A 15,332-nucleotide genomic window follows, 5' to 3' on the forward strand; every position below is an offset into this window, starting at 1 on the left:
TACATTGTTTCCGTAGAAACTATTTCTGCCGAAACGAAGGAGTCACCGATGAAGGCCGCCGTTGTCGAAGAATGGGGTCGGGCACCGATCTACACCGACCATCCCGAACCCGTCGCGCGTGACGGCGGCGTCGTCGCCACCGTCGAGGCGTCGGCACTGACCAACCTCACCAAGGGGCTGGTGTCCGGAAAGCACTACGCCAGCAAGGAACTCACACTGCCCGTCATCCCCGGAGCGGACGGAGTGGCCCGCCTCGAGGACGGCACCCGCGTCTACACCGGCGCACTCAAGCCCTACGGGATGATGGCCGAGCGCACCCTGGTCGACCCGCACGGCGTGGTGGTCATACCGGATGACGTCGACTCCGTCACCGCCGCAGCCATCCCCAACCCAGGCGTGTCGGCCTGGATGTCGCTGGAGCATGCGGCCGCCATCCGCCCCGGCGACAACGTCCTGGTGCTCGGCGCCACCGGCGTCACCGGCTCGACCGCCGTTCAGCTGGCCAAGTCCGCCTTCGGCGCCGGGCGGGTGGTCGTGGCGGGCCGCGACACCACTCGACTGGACTGGCTGCGCACCGTCGGGGCCGACGACGCGATCGCCATCGGCAACGAGGATCTACGCGCCCGGGTGGCAAGCCTGCACGCCGAGCGTCCCTTCGACGCGATACTCGACTACCTGTGGGGTGAGCCCGCCGAGCAGGTGCTCGACGCTCTCGGCACCAGCGAACTGGCGGCCCGGTATCACCACACCCGCTATGCGCAGATCGGGTCGATGGCAGGCCTGACGATGACCTTGCCGGCAGGCATCCTGCGCAGCGCCGCCATCACCATCAGCGGAGTCGGCCTCGGCAGCATCCCACCAAAGGTCATCGGGCGCATTCGAGCCGAGGCACTGCCGAAGATGTTCGCGATGGTCGCGGCGGGCGAACTGCAGCTGGGCGTCGAGGCCCGATCGCTCGCCGACGTCGAAAGTGCGTGGACCGCAAAGGAACCGTCGGGCACCCGAATCGTGCTGACCCCTTAACCGAAGCGGCCCGAGATGTAGTCCTCGGTCGCCTTCTGCGTCGGGTTGGAGAAGATTTTCTCGGTGTCGTCGATCTCGATCAGCTTGCCGGGCTTGCCCGTTGCCTCGAGGTTGAAGAACGCGGTCTGATCACTCACGCGGGCGGCCTGCTGCATGTTGTGCGTCACGATCACGATGGTGAAGTCTTGCTTCAGCTCCGAGATCAGATCCTCGATGGCCAGCGTCGAGATGGGATCGAGAGCCGAGCACGGCTCGTCCATCAGCAGTACGTCGGGCTGCACGGCGATGGCGCGGGCGATGCAGAGCCGCTGCTGCTGGCCGCCGGACAGTCCGCCGCCGGGCTTCTCGAGCCGGTCCTTGACCTCGTTCCACAGGTTGGCACCCTTGAGGGACTGCTCGGCGACCTCGTCGAGGGCCTTCTTGCTGTGCCGGCCCTGCAGTTTCAGGCCGGCCACCACGTTGTCGCGAATCGACATGGTGGGGAACGGATTTGGCCGCTGGAACACCATGCCGATGGTCTTGCGAACACCGACCGGGTCGACGCCGGCGCCGTAGATGTCCTCGCCGTCGAGCAGCACCGAGCCCTCCACGCGGGCACCGGGGATCACTTCGTGCATGCGGTTGAGGGTGCGCAGCACCGTCGACTTGCCACAACCCGACGGGCCGATGAACGCCGTCACGCTGCGCGGCTGCACCGACAGTGCCACGTCGGCCACGGCATGGAACGCGCCGTAGTAGATGTTGACGTCCTTGAGATCGAGGCGCTTCGCCACGGTAGAACTCCTAAACCTTCTTGGGAGAAAAGATCTTTGCGACCAGACGCGCCGCGACGTTGAGAATGGCGATCAGCAGCACCAACGTCAGGGCTGCGCCCCACAGTCGGTCGGTGGGGATCGGGCTGGCGCCGGCACCGGCGGAGATCTGGTCGTACATCATGCCGGGCAACGAACCCATGAATCCGGCGAACATGTCGAAGTTGATCGACGCGGCGTAGCCCACCAGGATCAGCAGCGGCGCGGTCTCGCCCATCACGCGGGCCAGCGACAGCATGACGCCGGTGACGATGCCCGACAACGCCGTCGGGATGACGATGCGCACGATGGTCTTCCACTTCGGCACGCCGAGTGCGTAACTCGCCTCACGGAGATCCATCGGCACGATCCGCAGCATCTCCTCCGTGGCTCGCACGATGACCGGAATCATCAGGAGGACCAGTGCCAACGACACCGCAAAGCCGGACCGTTCGAACCCCAGCGTGGCGACCCACAGCGCGTAGATGAACAGCGCGGCCACGATCGACGGGACACCGGTGAGGATGTCGACCATGAAGGTGGTGATCTTGCCCAATCGCGTTCCGCCGCCGTATTCGACGAGGTACACCGCGACCATCACGCCGACGGGAATCGAGATCAGCGAGCACACCAAACCTTGCAGCAGCGTGCCCATGACTGCGTGGTAGACACCGCCGCCCGGCGAGAACGCAGTGGTTCCCGCCTGCGAGTTGGTGAACCACACGGGCGAGGTGACCGCCGCGAGTCCCTTGCTGACGACCGAGTACAGCACCCAGATCAGCGGGACCAGTGCGACCAGAACCGACGCCGAGACGAGCACGGTCGCAACGTTGTTGGTCAGCTTGCGCTTGGCGCTGACGCCCTGGAACGTCGACGCCTTGACGGGTGTGTCGAGTGTGGCGGTCATGCCTTCGCTCCCCTTCCGGCTACTGCCGCACGAGCCAGCGAGTTCACCACGAACGTGAGGATGAACAGCACCAGACCCGCCGCGATGTAGGCGCCAGCCTTGTATTGGTCGTTGAATTCGCTTGCCGCGGAGGCAATCTTGCTGGCGAAGGTGTAGCCGCCGTCGAACAGCGACCAGCCGAAGGCCGTCTGCGTGCCGCGCAGGATGATCAGCAGGGCGATGGTCTCACCCAGTGCGCGGCCGAGGCCGAGCATGGCACCGCTGATGTAGCCCGACAGTCCGAACGGCAGGACCGTCGTCTTGACGACCTCCCATCGGGTGGCGCCGAGCGCGAGGGCGGCCTCGATCTGTCCCCGTGGCGTCTGCATGAAGACCTCACGGGAGACGGCGGTGATGATCGGCAGGATCATCACCGCCAGCACGATGCCCGCGGTGAAGATGGTGCCGCCACCCGCCACCGACGCCGTGCCCGTCTTGAACAGGAACAACCAGTCCAGATTGGTGTTGAGCCACACGGCGAACGGCTTGAGCACCGGAGCCAGCACGTATAGGCCCCACACGCCGTAGACGATCGACGGCACCGCCGCCAGCAGGTCGACCACGTAGGCCAGCGGTCCCGCCAGTCGCCGCGGCGAGTACTGCGTCAAGAAGATTGCGATGCCGAGCGCGATCGGCATTGCGAGCACCAGCGCGAACAGCGACACGAAGATCGTCACCTGGATCAGATCCAGGATGCCGAAGGTCATCTTCGACGTGTCGGTGGTGATCCAGTTCCCGCCGTAGGTGAAGAAGTTCGCCTCGTTACGGCTGAGCGCGGGGATTGCGCGCCACAGCAGGAACACCGCGATCGCCGCGATCAGGACGACGACGGCGATGCCAGCACCCTGCGCCAGACCGCCGAAGATGCGATCCCCCAGGCGCACCTTGGCACCCTTCGAGGGGTTGGTGGAGATGGGGTCCGGGGACGGGAAGGGCGAAGCGATTACTTCGCCCGATCCCGCACCGGTTGGGTTCGGTGTCGTCACTGTCATCCCGTTGTCGGTCATTGCTTCCAGAACCCATCCTCACCGCGTTGGTGGCGGTATGCCAACCGTCTAGGCAATTGCGTCGACGGACTTGAGCAACCGCTCCTTGAAGCTGTCGGGCAGGGGAACGAAGCCGGCCGCCGACAGGTTGGCCTGACCCTGGTTGGCCGACACCGTCAGGAACGACTTCACCGCTGCGGCGGTATCGGCGTCGTAACCCTTGGAGCAGACGATCTCGTAGGTGGCCAGCATCAACGGGTAGGAGCCAGCTTCCTTCGAGGCATAGAGCGCGTCGAGGTCCAGGGTGAGGTCCATGCCCTCGGCCTTGAACTTGGCGTCACCGACGGCCTTCGCCGTCGTCTCGTCGGTCAGTTCGACCGCGCCCGCACCGCTGTCGATCTGCGCGAACGGCAGGTTCGCCGCGGCCGCAGGGCTCTTCTCGACGTACCCGATGGCACCCGGCGTGGCCTGCACCGCCTGTACGACGCCGGAGGACTTCTGGGCGCCTTCGCCCGCGCCACCCTGGAACTCCTTGCCAGCTCCCTTGGTCCACGTCTGCGGCGCCGCGGCGGTCAGGTACTTCTGGAAGTTGTCGGTGGTGCCCGACGAATCGGAACGGTAGATCGGGGTGATCTTGGTGTCGGGGAGAGTCGCGCCGCCGTTGAGCGCGGCGATGGCCGGGTCGTTCCACGTGGTGATGGCACCGGTGAAGATCTTGGCCAGCACGTCGGGGGTGACCACCAGTTTGTCGACGCCCTCGACGTTGTAGGCCATTGCAACCGGGCCGAACACCAGCGGCAGGTTCCACGCCGGGTTGCCGCCACAACGCTCGGTGGCCGCCGCGACCTGGTCGGCGGCCAGCGCCGAATCCGAGCCGGCGAAGTCGACCTGCTTGGCGAGGAACTGCGTGACACCCGCGCCGGAGCCGGTGGGGTTGTAGGACAGGGACTTGCCGGAGCACGCCTGGCCCCACGCCTTGTTGAACTCGGCGACGGCGTTCTGCTGGGCGGTGGAGCCCTCGGCGGTCAGCGCGGCCTTGCCGCCGCAGTCGGCGGCAGCGGAGGATGACGATCCCGACGCGGCGCTCGAGGTGCTTCCGGAGTTGTTGTCACTGCCACAGGCAGTCATCGTGACGAGGGCCACGGCCGACAGGCCCGTGCCAAGCACCTTGCCAAAGCGATTGAGCTTCACTGATCCCACTTTCGATTTTTTGTCTGCCTCAGGACTCCACGGCAACGTATTCGGCGCCGGTGGACGGGTCGCTGACGAAAGGTGAACGAGCAGTGAACAGCCTCAGCGAATTCACAGTTGAGGACTAACGGAGGGTGTACGCCACGTCCGCGGTGAAGACCCCGAAATTCAGCCGTTCGTACGTCTTGACGGCGGCCGAGTTATCAGCCTCCACGTAAAGGGTGACGTCGGCGGCCTCGCCGAGTCGGTCCGCCAGATGACGCAAGCCCACCAGCGTGAGCGTCGCGCCGAGACCGCGCCCCTGGGCGCTCGGGTCGACGCCGACGACGTAGACCTCCCCCAATGTCGGCCCGTGAACCTTGGTCCAGTGAAAGCCGAGAAGGGCGTCGGTCGTCGGGTCGAAGGCCAGGAACAACCCCTCGGGGTCGAACCACGGCTCGCCACGGCGCTCGGCGACGTCGGCCTCGGTCCAACCACCCTGCTCGGGGTGCCAGGAGAAGGCGGCGTTGTTGACACGCAGCAGCTCGGCGTCGTCCTCGGGTCCGGCATAGGTCCGCAGCAGCACGCCGTCGGAGACCTTGACCTCCGGCAGGTCGCGCAGTGGGCGGCGCATCTGGAGCAGTTCCCGCGCGGCGACGAGGTCCAGTGCGGCGGCGGTGGCGCGGGCAGGTTCGAGGTTGCCGTGCGCCCACACCCTGGTGCCGGAGCCACCTTCGGCGAAGGCCGTGCGAATCAGTTCCGAACCGATCCCCTGCCTACGGGCATCGGGGTGGACGACGACCTCGGCCATGGGTGGCGCGTCGGTCGTGGCAGGGGCCAGGTTCAGGTAGCCGACGACGTCGCCGTCGGCTTCGGCGACGAGGTGCCCGGTGCGGTCCCTTGGCAGTTCCCGGAGAATCTGGTCACCGACCGGAGCCGTCCCGTCGGCAGCGCGGGCGGCATCGACGACGGCCTTGACGCGTTGCTGGTCGGCATCGGAAAGGGCAGTCCGCCAACCGATTACGCTCACTTGGCTCGCAGCGGGTCGTTCAGTCCGTCGGCGAAACCGGCCGGATCCTGGTCGTAGGCGTCCGCGTCGTCGTAGTCGTCAACGGCGTCGGCCTCGGGCACCGGTGGGCGGCCTCGCGCCGGCCGGACGGCCTTGTAGCCGACGTTGCGCACGGTGCCGATCAACGATTCGTACTCGGGGCCGAGCTTGGCGCGGAGCCGTCGCACGTGCACGTCGACGGTTCGGGTGCCGCCGAAGAAGTCGTAGCCCCACACCTCCTGCAACAGCTGCGCCCTGGTGAACACGCGGCCTGCGTGCAGCGCCAGGTACTTGAGCAGCTCGAATTCCTTGTACGTGAGATCGAGCGGACGCCCACGAAGCCGGGCGGTGTAGGTGCCCTCGTCGATGACGAGTTCGCCGAGATTGACCTTGCCCGCGCTTTCCTGGTCGGCGGCCCCGCCGCGACGCCCGACCAGCAGTCTCAGCCTGGCGTCGATCTCCGCCGGGCCGGTGCTGGGAAGCAAGATGTCGTCCAGACCCCATTCGACGTTGACCGCGACCAGTCCGCCTTCGTTCACCACGGCGACGACGGGGACCGCCGTGCCGGTGGTGCCCAGCAGCCGGCACAGTCCCCGCGCAGCGGCGAGGTCGGTTCGGGCGTCGACGATGGCAACGTCAGCGGTACCCGCTTCGAGCAGCGACGACACTTCGGTCGGGGCGGCCCGGACGCTGTGCGCCAGAAGCGCCAACGACGGCAGCACCGACTCGGGGTGCGGGTCGAGGGTCAGTAGCAACAGATCCAACGGGTCCTCCAGCGCACTTCGGGAAGATCACCCGACATCATCTACGTCGACAAGTCCGGGCAATCTCCCAGATTCATGGCTGACACGTCGCCGTTACCGGCCGACGATCGCATAACGATAGCGTGCAACCTGCGAATTAGCCGCGCCGAACGGTTGGAGCGCACCCGAGTAGGCCAGAATGTCCGGGTGCGCAAGGTGCTGATCGGACTCGTCGCCACGGTCACGACCCTGACCGTCGGAGCCGTCGGCGTCGATTTCGGGACCGCCATCTATGCGGAGTTCCGCTGGGCGCGCAGCGTGCGATCGGCCAACCATCTGCCATTCGACCCGTGGGTGGGCATCCTCGGATTCCCCTTCGTCACCCAAGCCACGGGCCACCACTACCGCGAGGTGGAGATCAGGGCGGGTGGCGTCGACCACCCCGTCGTCGGCAAGGCGTCCATCGAGGCGACGATGCACTCGGTGGACTTGACCGAGACGTCGTGGCTGATCGGCCCGAACTCCACGCTGCCGGTCGGCAAGCTGGAAAGCCGCCTCATCGTCGACTCGACGCACGTCGGGCGGTTCATGGGCATCAAGGATCTGCTGGTGGAAGCCCCGCCGAAGGAGACCAACGACGCGACCGGGGGGACGACGGAGTCGGGCATCTCCGGCAGTCACGGGCTGGTGTTCACCGGAACGCCGACCGCGGCGGGGTTCGACGAGCGAGTCAGTGTGTCGGTAGACCTGTCGACGCCCGAGGACGACGTCACGACACTCGTCTTCAGCGCCACGGACGTGCTGACGGGTCCGGGCACGGCAGACGAACAGGTGCCCGACGACAAGAAGGCGGCCGTCCTCGCCGCGTTCGGCACCAGAATGCCGGGCATGAAGCTGCCGTTCGGGCTTGCCCCCACCACCGAGGGCGCGCGTGGCTCCGACATCATCATCGAGGGCATCTCCACGGGAGTAACGGTGGCGCTCGACGGGTTTAGACAGCCATGAGCGTCACACTTGTCCTGGTCGTCGCGGTGCTGATCGTGGCACTGACGGTGTCTGTCGTCGTCGGACGCGTGCTCACCAGGCGCGACGGCGTCGTGCGCAGTACCTGGGATGCCTCCGCCGCCGTTCCCGATCTGGGCCTGCCGCTGGGGAAGCCCGCGATCGTGCACTTCAGCGCGCAGTGGTGCGGACCCTGCGCGGGGGTGCGGCGGGTCGTCGACGACGTCTGCGCCGAGCTCCCCACGGTTGCTCACGTCGAGATCGACATGGACGCCAATCCGGCGGCCGCGCGCGAGCTTTCGGTGCTGTCGTTGCCGACGACGTTCATCTTCGACGCCGACGGTCGGCAGCGGTACCGCAGCTCGGGCGTACCCAAGGCCGCTGACCTGCGGTCCGCTCTCGAACCGCTATTGGCCTGACGGCCCTGTCATTGGGTAAGCTCTCGGCCGTGTCCACCCGCGTTGAGCACGAGCTCACCAAGCGCCGCGCAGTAGATCTGTGCCGCGTCGCGGGTTTCTGTTGTCGTTGTTGTAGCTGCTGAGTAGCTGCGCGCACCGCGCGTCGCCTCGGAGCAGCCGCTCAGGCATGCCCACGCCCAGCCTCGTCACAACAGCAGGAGTACACCGTTGCCGAACCAGAGCACCACACCAGACCAGGTCGACGTCCGGGGACCACGCTTCACGGCGTGGGTGACCACCGCGGTACTGGTGATCGCACTGCTGGTGTCGGCGTATAGCTCGGTTGCGGCCGCGATTCTGCTTGGGATCCAGGCGGCGGTGTTCGCCGTCGGCGCGCTCGGCGGCCCGCGCAAGCACCCCTTCGGCCGGGTGTTCGCCGCGTTCGTCGCGCCCCGGCTTGGTCCGGTGACCGAGCGCGAGCCCGTGCCGCCACTGAAGTTCGCCCAGCTGGTCGGCTTGGTGTTCGCGGTCGCCGGAGCCGTCGGCTTCGCCACCGGGCTGGTGGCGCTTGGCCTGGCCGCCACCGCACTCGCATTGGTCGCGGCCTTCCTCAACGCTGCCTTCGGCATCTGTCTCGGCTGTCGGCTCTACCCGCTCGTCTCCCACCTCCGTACCACTGCGCACCCCGCCTAACCTGTCGAATACTGAAGCAACCGAAGGGATTTCATCCATGGCACGTTCCGACGTCCTGGTCAGCACCGAGTGGGCCGAGAACAATCTCGACGCCCCCAACACCGTCTTCGTCGAGGTCGACGAGGACACCAGCGCCTACGAAGACGGCCACATCGCCGGCGCCGTTCGGCTTGATTGGAAGACCGAACTGCAGGACCCGGTCAAGCGCGACTTCGTCGACCAGCAGCAGTTCTCCAAACTGCTGTCGGACAAGGGCATCGCCAACGACGACACCGTCGTCCTCTACGGCGGCAACAACAACTGGTTCGCCGCCTACGCCTACTGGTACTTCAAGCTCTACGGCCACCAGAACGTCAAGCTGATCGACGGCGGCCGCAAGCGCTGGGAACTCGACGGCCGCCCCCTGGTCACCGACGTCCCCGACCGGGCCGCCACGTCCTACACCGCCTCGGCGCCGAACACCGCGATCCGCGCGTTCCGCGACGAAGTGATCGCCGCGATCGGCACCAAGAACCTCGTCGACGTCCGCTCCCCCGACGAGTTCTCCGGCAAGATCCTGGCCCCCGCCCACCTGCCGCAGGAGCAGAGCCAGCGCGCCGGCCACATCCCCACCGCCGTCAACGTGCCGTGGAGCAAGGCCGCCAACGAGGACGGCACCTTCAAGTCCGACGAGGACCTCGCCAAGCTCTACGAAGCCGCGGGTCTGGACGGCTCCAAGGAGACCATCGCGTACTGCCGCATCGGGGAACGCTCCTCGCACAGCTGGTTCGTCCTGCAGGAACTGTTGGGACATCGGAATGTCAAGAACTACGACGGTAGTTGGTGTGAATACGGCTCCCTCGTGGGCGCCCCGATCGAGTTGGGAAGTTGATATGTGCTCTGCACCCAAGCAAGGACTGACGTTGCCGGCCAGCGTTGACCTCGAAAAGGAAACGGTCATCACCGGTCGCGTCGTCGACGGTGCCGGTCAGACCGTCGGCGGTGCGTTCGTGCGCCTGCTCGACGCCTCCGACGAGTTCACCGCCGAGGTCGTCGCGTCGGCGACCGGCGACTTCCGCTTCTTCGCCGCCCCCGGCACCTGGACGCTGCGCGCCCTGTCCCCCGCGGGCAACGGCGATGCCAGCGTCGCGCCGTCGGGCGCCGGGATCCACGAAGTCGACGTCAAGGTCGCCTGAGCGTCACCCGAGGAGCGGTGCCCGCGTGAGTCGTGGGCACCGCTGCCGAGCCGGAACCCCCGGTCGCCGCACTGCTGGATAGCGCAACTAGAATCGACGACGTGGTTCTCTTCTTCGAGATTCTGCTCATCGTGGCAGTCGTCGTCATCACCTGGTTCGCCGTCTACGCGGTGTACCGGCTGGTCACCGACGACTTGTGACGGCAGACGGCACCCCCGAGGTCCCTGGCGAGGCGACTGAGCCCGAGGGTTCGGGGAGTTCGGTAATCCCCGGCTCGGGTGACCGCGCCTTGGCGACCGCCGCCGAGCGCGCCAAGGTCACCGCCGCGCGGAACATTCCCGCGTTCGACGATCTGCCCGTCCCCACCGACACGGCCAACCTCCGCGACGGCGTGAGCCTCAACGATGCGCTGCTGGCCCTGCTGCCGCTCGTCGGCGTCTGGCGCGGCGAGGGCACCGGTCGTGGCGCGGACGGCGACTACCCGTTCGGCCAGCAGATTTCGGTGTCGCACGACGGCGGCGAGTACCTGACGTGGGAGGCGCGGTCCTGGCTGCTGTCTGAGACCGGCGAGTACGTGGGTCCGTCGCTCCGGGAGTCCGGCTTCTGGCGCTTCGTCAACGACCCGGACGATCCCGCGGAAACCCAGGCAATCGAGCTTCTGCTGGCCCATTCCTCCGGTTACGTCGAATTGTTCTACGGCCATCCCTTGAACCAGTCTTCGTGGGAACTGGCGACCGATGCCCTGGCCCGTAGCAAGTCGGGCGTGCTCGTCGGCGGCGCCAAGCGCCTATACGGCATCGTCGAGGGCGGTGACCTGGCGTACGTCGAAGAACGCGTCGACGCCGACGGTGGGCTCGTTCCTCACCTCTCGGCGCGGCTGACGCGACACGTCGGCTAGTGCGCCTGCACACCCTCGCCGTGGCGGTCGCCGCGACGTGCCTGCTGGCGTCGTGCTCCACCAAGTCACCTGAACCACAGTCACCCGAACCCGCGGCCCCGCCCACCACGTCGAGCGTTCACGGATCGCTTGCCGAGTGCCTTTCCAAGCACGGCGTGCCCGCTGCCGTCGGTCCGGCAGTGGCGGCGCCGCCCGGAGTCGACGCGAACACCTGGCGTAACGCGATGAAGGACTGCTCGCCGCTCGGTCCTGGGCCTGCGAACTAGCCCCGGACATGGAGCGGCCCCCGAGCCGTTGGTTCCTGGTTGGACGGACCGAGGGGCTCGGGGGCCGGGTGACTGCTGGGAATTCGCCAGCGCACGCTGGTAAACACCCGGTGCTGCTAGCGGGCAGCCACCTCACTTGTCCATGAGTCAATCAAATTCTCGGACCACCTCCTTTCACGTGTGAAATCGAAGGTACCCCCGAAAGCCGGTGTCGGCAACCGATTTTCGGCGACCAATCAGTCCAGCTCACCGACGGCCTCGTCGACGATCTCGGTCATGTCGACCACCCCGTCTGCGGTGGGTAGGACTGCACCGTCCAGCGTGTGCACCCGCGCCGCCAACGTAATGCTCGAGAGCAACCAAACCCCCTTGGCAGCAAGGAGATCCGTCGTTCGGAGCCGACGTTCCTCACACGTTTCGCCGCGTCGGCGGGCGACCTCGAACACCGCCTTGACCGTGGTACCGGCCAGGATCGGCAGCGTGTTCGGCGGTGTCGCCAACACGCCGTCTTCTGCGACGATCACGACGTTCGACCGTGGGCCTTCGAGCACGAATCCGTCGGCGCTCGTCAACACCACGTCACCGACTCCGAGACGCTGAGCGTGGCGCAGCGCAGCGGCATTGGCGGCGTAGGACAGCGACTTGACTCCGGCGATCGACCACGGCGCCGGGCCGGAACCACCTGGGCCGTTGGCTACGGAGAACCCACGGTCCAGCGTCATCGCCGACACGCCGTCCCGCCGTGCGATCAGTGCCCGATCGGGCAGCGGCGAGACCGTGACGAAGCCGATCGGTCCGCCGCCGCGGCCACGGCCGAGCACCAACCGCACGATCGCGTCGCCTGCGCCGGGCCACGCCTGGGCTGCCGACGCGACGGCGGACCGCCACTGGGCCACGACCGGCGGCGGCAAGCCGATGGTCGACGCGGAACGCGCCAGCCGTTCCAGGTGCGCGCCGATCAGGCATCCGCGCCCGTTTCGGAGCAGCAGGGTCTCGAAGACGCCGTCGCCGCGACCGAACAGCGGATCGTCGGCGCGGACGACCGGGTGGTCCGCGGTGACGACCTCGCCGGAGAGGGTGACGACGATCTCGCCGCGGGACGCCATAGGGCCCGAGGATAGTGCCGGTCGACCTCCGTACGCTGGAAGGATGTCTGCCGTCCCCGCTCCAGAGTCCGGCCCCGACGCGGGCGCCACGTGGCACTACGGCGACCCGTTTGGGGAGCAGCGTGCCGCTCAGAACGGCGTCGTCCTGGTGGATCGGTCACACCGCACCACCATCGCGCTCACCGGCGACGAGCGGCGCAAGTGGCTGCACACCATCTCGACCCAGCACGTCGTCGACCTCCCCGATGGCGCCGTCGTCGAGAATTTGAGCCTCGACGTGCAGGGACGTGTCGAAGATCACTGGTTGCAGACCCAGCTGGACGGGGTCACCGTCATCGACACCGAACCGTGGCGTGGCGAGCCGTTGCTGGCCTACCTACGCAAGATGATCTTCTGGGCCGACGTCGTCGCCGAGCCCGCCGATCTTGCCGTCTTGTCGCTCGTCGGTCCTCGGGTGGGTGATCCCGCCGTATTGGCCTCCGTCGGCATCACCGCGCTACCCGCCGTGGCGTCGGCATCACCGCTGGCAGACGGCGGTTTCGTCCGCACGCTCCGCGCGGACGAGGTCGACCTGGTGGTGCCGCGCGACGCGGTGCCGGCGTGGCGCGCCAAGCTGCTCGCGGCAGGCGTCCAGCCCGCGGGCATCTGGGCCTACGAGGCGCATCGCGCGGCGGCCGTCCGACCTCGGCTCGGCGTCGACACCGACGAGCGAACCATCCCGCACGAGGTCGGCTGGATCGGTGGCCCCGGCGAGGGTGCCGTTCACCTAGAAAAGGGCTGCTACCGAGGTCAGGAGACCGTAGCGCGCGTCCACAACCTCGGGAAGCCGCCAAGGATGCTGGTCTTGTTGCAGTTGGACGGTTCCGCGGATCGGCCGGCCACCGGTGATCCCGTGCTCGCCGGCGGGCGCGCCATCGGGCGTCTGGGCACCGTCGTCGACCACGTCGACCTGGGTCCGATCGCCGTGGCGCTGCTCAAGCGAGGCGTTCCCGCGGACACGCAGTTGACCACCGGCGGCGAGACCGAGGTGAGCGCTCTGATCGACCCGGATTCGATGCCAGAGGCGGCTGAGGTGGGCGCCGGACGGCTCGCCGTGGAACGTCTGCGGGGCGCTAAGCGTTGACCTGAACGTCGCCGCGCTCGCCGTGGAGACGACCCTGCCAGCATGAGACCGCCGGGCACGGTAAAGTGTCGTCAGGACGATAAAACACATTCAGATCGGAGCCGCCTGCTAATCGGGCCGCTCCGTTATTGCGCGAGGGGGTCCCCTATGGGCCGCGGCCGGGCGAAGGCGAAGCAGACAAAGGTCGCTCGCGACCTTAAGTACAGCTCGCCACAAACCGATTTTCAACGGTTACAGCAGGAGCTGGGTGGTACCGGTTCCCCCGAGCCGGACATCCTGAGCAGCGACGGGCCAGTGGACGATCGCTGGGTCGACGACGACGACTGGCGCCGCTGAGCGGTCTCCCCGGAACTCGGGTCGACGTCGCGGAGCTCAGAACCTCGGGTGCTGCCCGACCAACTGAGCCCGCGACATTCCCTTGCCGCCCTTGGTGACAGTGCCGAGGGTCCAGCAATCCAGGTGTCGCGCAGTCAAGATCGCCAACGCACGGTCGGTGTCCTCCGGCGCGACGATGGCGACCATGCCAATGCCCATGTTGAACGTCTTGTCCATCTCGGCGCGTTCGATGCGTCCGCGCTGGGCGATCATCGCGAACACGGGAGCTGGCGTCCACGTTCCGCGATCCAGCTCGGCGCTCAACCCGTTCGGGATGACCCGCTCTAGGTTGCCTGCGAGACCGCCGCCGGTCACGTGGCAGAACGTTCGCACCTGGGTTTCGGCGGCCAACGCTAGGCAGTCCTTGGCGTAGATGCGCGTCGGCTCGAGCAGCTCCTCGCCGAGGGTGCGGCCGAATTCCTCGACGTGCCCGGCGAGGTTGCCGCGGTCGAGCTCCAGCAGCACCTTGCGGGCCAGGGAGTATCCGTTGGAATGCAGCCCGGTCGAGGCCATCGCGATGATGACGTCGCCCGGCTTGACGCGATCGGGTCCGAGAACGTCGTCGGCTTCGACCACGCCGACCCCGGTCGCGGAGATGTCGTAGTGGTCCGGCGACATCAGGCCCGGGTGTTCGGCGGTCTCGCCGCCGAGCAGTGCACAGCCGGCGATGACGCAGCCGTTCGCGATGCCCGAGACGATCTCGGCAACGCGTTCGGGGACCGTCCGGCCGACGGCGATGTAGTCCTGCAGGAACAAGGGCTCTGCACCGCATACGACGAGGTCGTCGACGACCATCGCCACCAGGTCCAGCCCGACCGTGTCGTGCTTGTCCATCGCCTGGGCGATGGCCAGCTTGGTGCCAACCCCGTCGGTGGACGACGCGAGCAGTGGTTCGCGGTATCCGCCGCGCAAGGCGAACAGCCCGGCGAATCCGCCGAGCCCTCCCCGCACCTCTGGTCGAGTCGCCTTGGCCGCCCACGGTTTGAACAGTTCGACTGCGCGGTCACCCGCCTCGATGTCCACCCCCGCAGACGCGTAGGAGGCGATGCTGTCGTCGGGCCGCTGATCCTCGCTCATCGGGTATGAGGGTACCGGTCGCATCGATCGCGGTGCACATTCCATGCCTGGTGTGACACGCTGCGCGGATGAACACCGTGCGTGGGCTGGTCACCGTCGTCGTCTCCGTAACGGCGGCGGTCGCGTCGTCTCTCGGTTCGGCTGCGACGGCGTCCGCCTCCCCTAGCGTCGGGGTGGACGCCAGGATCCTGTCGCAGGCCACCGTCGACGGCCACGACTACATCACCAAGGAGATCACCATCGCGCCGGGCGGCACGACGGGGTGGCATTGGCATCCAGGCCGGATATTCGGCGTGGTTCGGGCCGGCACCCTGACCCACAACTTCGCCGACTGTTCGATCGACGGCATCTATTCGGCGGGGGCGCCCATCACCGAGGGCAGCGGTCCCGACCACGTCCACGTCGGCCGCAACCTCGGTTCCGAACCCGTCGTGATGTGGGTTCTCTACATCGACGACGCGGGCGCGCCGCTCGCGGTCGACGCACCGAACCCGGGCTGCCCGTTTGAATAG

The 15,332-nt window shown here is 67.4% G+C and carries 19 protein-coding genes; 11 read left to right on the top strand and 8 right to left on the bottom strand.

Going from position 1 to position 15,332, the window contains the following annotated elements:
• Positions 1-48: 48 nt before the first annotated feature.
• Entirely contained in the window at positions 49-1,023 is a 975-nt protein-coding gene (locus tag B1790_RS16185) for a zinc-binding alcohol dehydrogenase family protein (protein ID WP_079924295.1), read from the top strand.
• Here the strand turns inward: B1790_RS16185 and pstB are convergent.
• From pstB to B1790_RS16215, 6 genes are all read right to left on the bottom strand, one after another.
• Entirely contained in the window at positions 1,020-1,796 is a 777-nt protein-coding gene (gene pstB, locus B1790_RS16190) for a phosphate ABC transporter ATP-binding protein PstB (protein ID WP_079924296.1), read from the bottom strand. The genes B1790_RS16185 and pstB overlap by 4 nt on opposite strands.
• A 10-nt stretch (positions 1,797-1,806) precedes the next feature.
• Positions 1,807-2,721 (bottom strand): phosphate ABC transporter permease PstA, encoded by a 915-nt coding sequence (gene pstA / locus B1790_RS16195; protein ID WP_079924297.1) that lies wholly within the window; start codon positions 2,719-2,721, stop codon positions 1,807-1,809.
• Positions 2,718-3,767, bottom strand: a complete 1,050-nt coding sequence (pstC, locus tag B1790_RS16200) for a phosphate ABC transporter permease subunit PstC (RefSeq protein ID WP_079924298.1) — start codon at positions 3,765-3,767, stop codon at positions 2,718-2,720. Before pstC ends, pstA begins: the two co-directional genes overlap by 4 nt.
• A gap of 48 nt (positions 3,768-3,815) precedes the next feature.
• On the bottom strand, positions 3,816-4,937 hold the full coding sequence (gene pstS, locus B1790_RS16205) for a phosphate ABC transporter substrate-binding protein PstS (protein WP_079924299.1): 1,122 nt from the start codon (positions 4,935-4,937) through the stop codon (positions 3,816-3,818).
• A 124-nt stretch (positions 4,938-5,061) separates the two neighbouring features.
• Positions 5,062-5,946 carry a mycothiol synthase gene (gene mshD, locus B1790_RS16210; RefSeq protein WP_079924300.1) on the bottom strand — a complete coding sequence of 295 codons (885 nt, stop codon included), beginning with the start codon at positions 5,944-5,946 and terminating at the stop codon, positions 5,062-5,064.
• Positions 5,943-6,728, bottom strand: coding sequence for a response regulator transcription factor (locus B1790_RS16215; RefSeq protein WP_079924301.1), 786 nt, complete (start codon positions 6,726-6,728; stop codon positions 5,943-5,945). The genes mshD and B1790_RS16215 overlap by 4 nt, the downstream gene beginning before the upstream one ends.
• Before the next feature lie 186 nt (positions 6,729-6,914).
• Here B1790_RS16215 and lmeA point away from each other — a divergent pair, with 186 nt between their 5' ends.
• From lmeA to B1790_RS16250, 7 genes are all read left to right on the top strand, one after another.
• The gene (gene lmeA / locus B1790_RS16220; RefSeq protein WP_079924302.1) at positions 6,915-7,712 is read left to right on the top strand and encodes a mannan chain length control protein LmeA; all 798 of its coding nucleotides are present in this window, start codon (positions 6,915-6,917) and stop codon (positions 7,710-7,712) included.
• Positions 7,709-8,128 (top strand): thioredoxin family protein, encoded by a 420-nt coding sequence (locus B1790_RS16225; protein ID WP_079924303.1) that lies wholly within the window; start codon positions 7,709-7,711, stop codon positions 8,126-8,128. Before lmeA ends, B1790_RS16225 begins: the two co-directional genes overlap by 4 nt.
• 207 nt (positions 8,129-8,335) lie before the next feature.
• A complete protein-coding gene (locus B1790_RS16230; RefSeq protein WP_079924304.1) occupies positions 8,336-8,800 on the top strand; it encodes a DUF4395 domain-containing protein in 465 nt (154 codons plus the stop codon).
• Between the two features lie 37 nt (positions 8,801-8,837).
• Positions 8,838-9,671 (top strand): sulfurtransferase, encoded by an 834-nt coding sequence (locus tag B1790_RS16235; RefSeq protein ID WP_079924305.1) that lies wholly within the window; start codon positions 8,838-8,840, stop codon positions 9,669-9,671.
• A gap of 1 nt (position 9,672) precedes the next feature.
• Positions 9,673-9,975, top strand: coding sequence for a DUF1416 domain-containing protein (locus B1790_RS16240; protein WP_056560256.1), 303 nt, complete (start codon positions 9,673-9,675; stop codon positions 9,973-9,975).
• Positions 9,976-10,240: 265 nt separating this feature from the next.
• Complete coding sequence (locus B1790_RS16245; RefSeq protein WP_142271345.1) at positions 10,241-10,873, top strand: FABP family protein; 633 nt, start codon at positions 10,241-10,243, stop codon at positions 10,871-10,873.
• Entirely contained in the window at positions 10,873-11,139 is a 267-nt protein-coding gene (locus B1790_RS16250) for a hypothetical protein (RefSeq protein ID WP_079924307.1), read from the top strand. Before B1790_RS16245 ends, B1790_RS16250 begins: the two co-directional genes overlap by 1 nt.
• 236 nt (positions 11,140-11,375) lie before the next feature.
• Here B1790_RS16250 and B1790_RS16255 read toward each other — a convergent pair whose 3' ends face one another.
• The gene (locus tag B1790_RS16255; protein WP_079924308.1) at positions 11,376-12,245 is read right to left on the bottom strand and encodes an aminodeoxychorismate lyase; all 870 of its coding nucleotides are present in this window, start codon (positions 12,243-12,245) and stop codon (positions 11,376-11,378) included.
• Between the two features lie 43 nt (positions 12,246-12,288).
• Here B1790_RS16255 and B1790_RS16260 point away from each other — a divergent pair, with 43 nt between their 5' ends.
• Both B1790_RS16260 and B1790_RS16265 read left to right on the top strand, forming a co-directional pair.
• Positions 12,289-13,368, top strand: a complete 1,080-nt coding sequence (locus B1790_RS16260; protein ID WP_079924309.1) for a folate-binding protein YgfZ — start codon at positions 12,289-12,291, stop codon at positions 13,366-13,368.
• 147 nt (positions 13,369-13,515) lie between these two features.
• Positions 13,516-13,704, top strand: coding sequence for a DUF3073 domain-containing protein (locus tag B1790_RS16265; protein WP_079924310.1), 189 nt, complete (start codon positions 13,516-13,518; stop codon positions 13,702-13,704).
• A gap of 36 nt (positions 13,705-13,740) precedes the next feature.
• Here B1790_RS16265 and purM read toward each other — a convergent pair whose 3' ends face one another.
• Positions 13,741-14,820 (bottom strand): phosphoribosylformylglycinamidine cyclo-ligase, encoded by a 1,080-nt coding sequence (gene purM, locus B1790_RS16270; protein ID WP_079924311.1) that lies wholly within the window; start codon positions 14,818-14,820, stop codon positions 13,741-13,743.
• Positions 14,821-14,888: 68 nt separating this feature from the next.
• Here purM and B1790_RS16275 point away from each other — a divergent pair, with 68 nt between their 5' ends.
• Positions 14,889-15,332 carry a cupin domain-containing protein gene (locus tag B1790_RS16275; protein WP_079924312.1) on the top strand — a complete coding sequence of 148 codons (444 nt, stop codon included), beginning with the start codon at positions 14,889-14,891 and terminating at the stop codon, positions 15,330-15,332.

It is taken from the genome of Mycobacterium sp. AT1 (assembly GCF_002043095.1).
Taxonomy (GTDB): domain Bacteria; phylum Actinomycetota; class Actinomycetes; order Mycobacteriales; family Mycobacteriaceae; genus Mycobacterium.

What these genes read in the sequence shown, in the direction of transcription:
- B1790_RS16185 (WP_079924295.1), top strand. Translation starts at nt 49, where the DNA reads ATGAAGGCCGCCGTTGTCGAAGAATGGGGTCGGGCACCGATCTACACC.
- pstA (WP_079924297.1), bottom strand. Translation starts at nt 2,721, where the DNA reads ATGACCGCCACACTCGACACACCCGTCAAGGCGTCGACGTTCCAGGGC.
- pstC (WP_079924298.1), bottom strand. Translation starts at nt 3,767, where the DNA reads ATGACCGACAACGGGATGACAGTGACGACACCGAACCCAACCGGTGCG.
- B1790_RS16225 (WP_079924303.1), top strand. Translation starts at nt 7,709, where the DNA reads ATGAGCGTCACACTTGTCCTGGTCGTCGCGGTGCTGATCGTGGCACTG.
- B1790_RS16235 (WP_079924305.1), top strand. Translation starts at nt 8,838, where the DNA reads ATGGCACGTTCCGACGTCCTGGTCAGCACCGAGTGGGCCGAGAACAAT.
- B1790_RS16240 (WP_056560256.1), top strand. Translation starts at nt 9,673, where the DNA reads ATGTGCTCTGCACCCAAGCAAGGACTGACGTTGCCGGCCAGCGTTGAC.
- B1790_RS16255 (WP_079924308.1), bottom strand. Translation starts at nt 12,245, where the DNA reads ATGGCGTCCCGCGGCGAGATCGTCGTCACCCTCTCCGGCGAGGTCGTC.
- B1790_RS16260 (WP_079924309.1), top strand. Translation starts at nt 12,289, where the DNA reads ATGTCTGCCGTCCCCGCTCCAGAGTCCGGCCCCGACGCGGGCGCCACG.
- B1790_RS16265 (WP_079924310.1), top strand. Translation starts at nt 13,516, where the DNA reads ATGGGCCGCGGCCGGGCGAAGGCGAAGCAGACAAAGGTCGCTCGCGAC.
- purM (WP_079924311.1), bottom strand. Translation starts at nt 14,820, where the DNA reads ATGAGCGAGGATCAGCGGCCCGACGACAGCATCGCCTCCTACGCGTCT.
- B1790_RS16275 (WP_079924312.1), top strand. Translation starts at nt 14,889, where the DNA reads ATGAACACCGTGCGTGGGCTGGTCACCGTCGTCGTCTCCGTAACGGCG.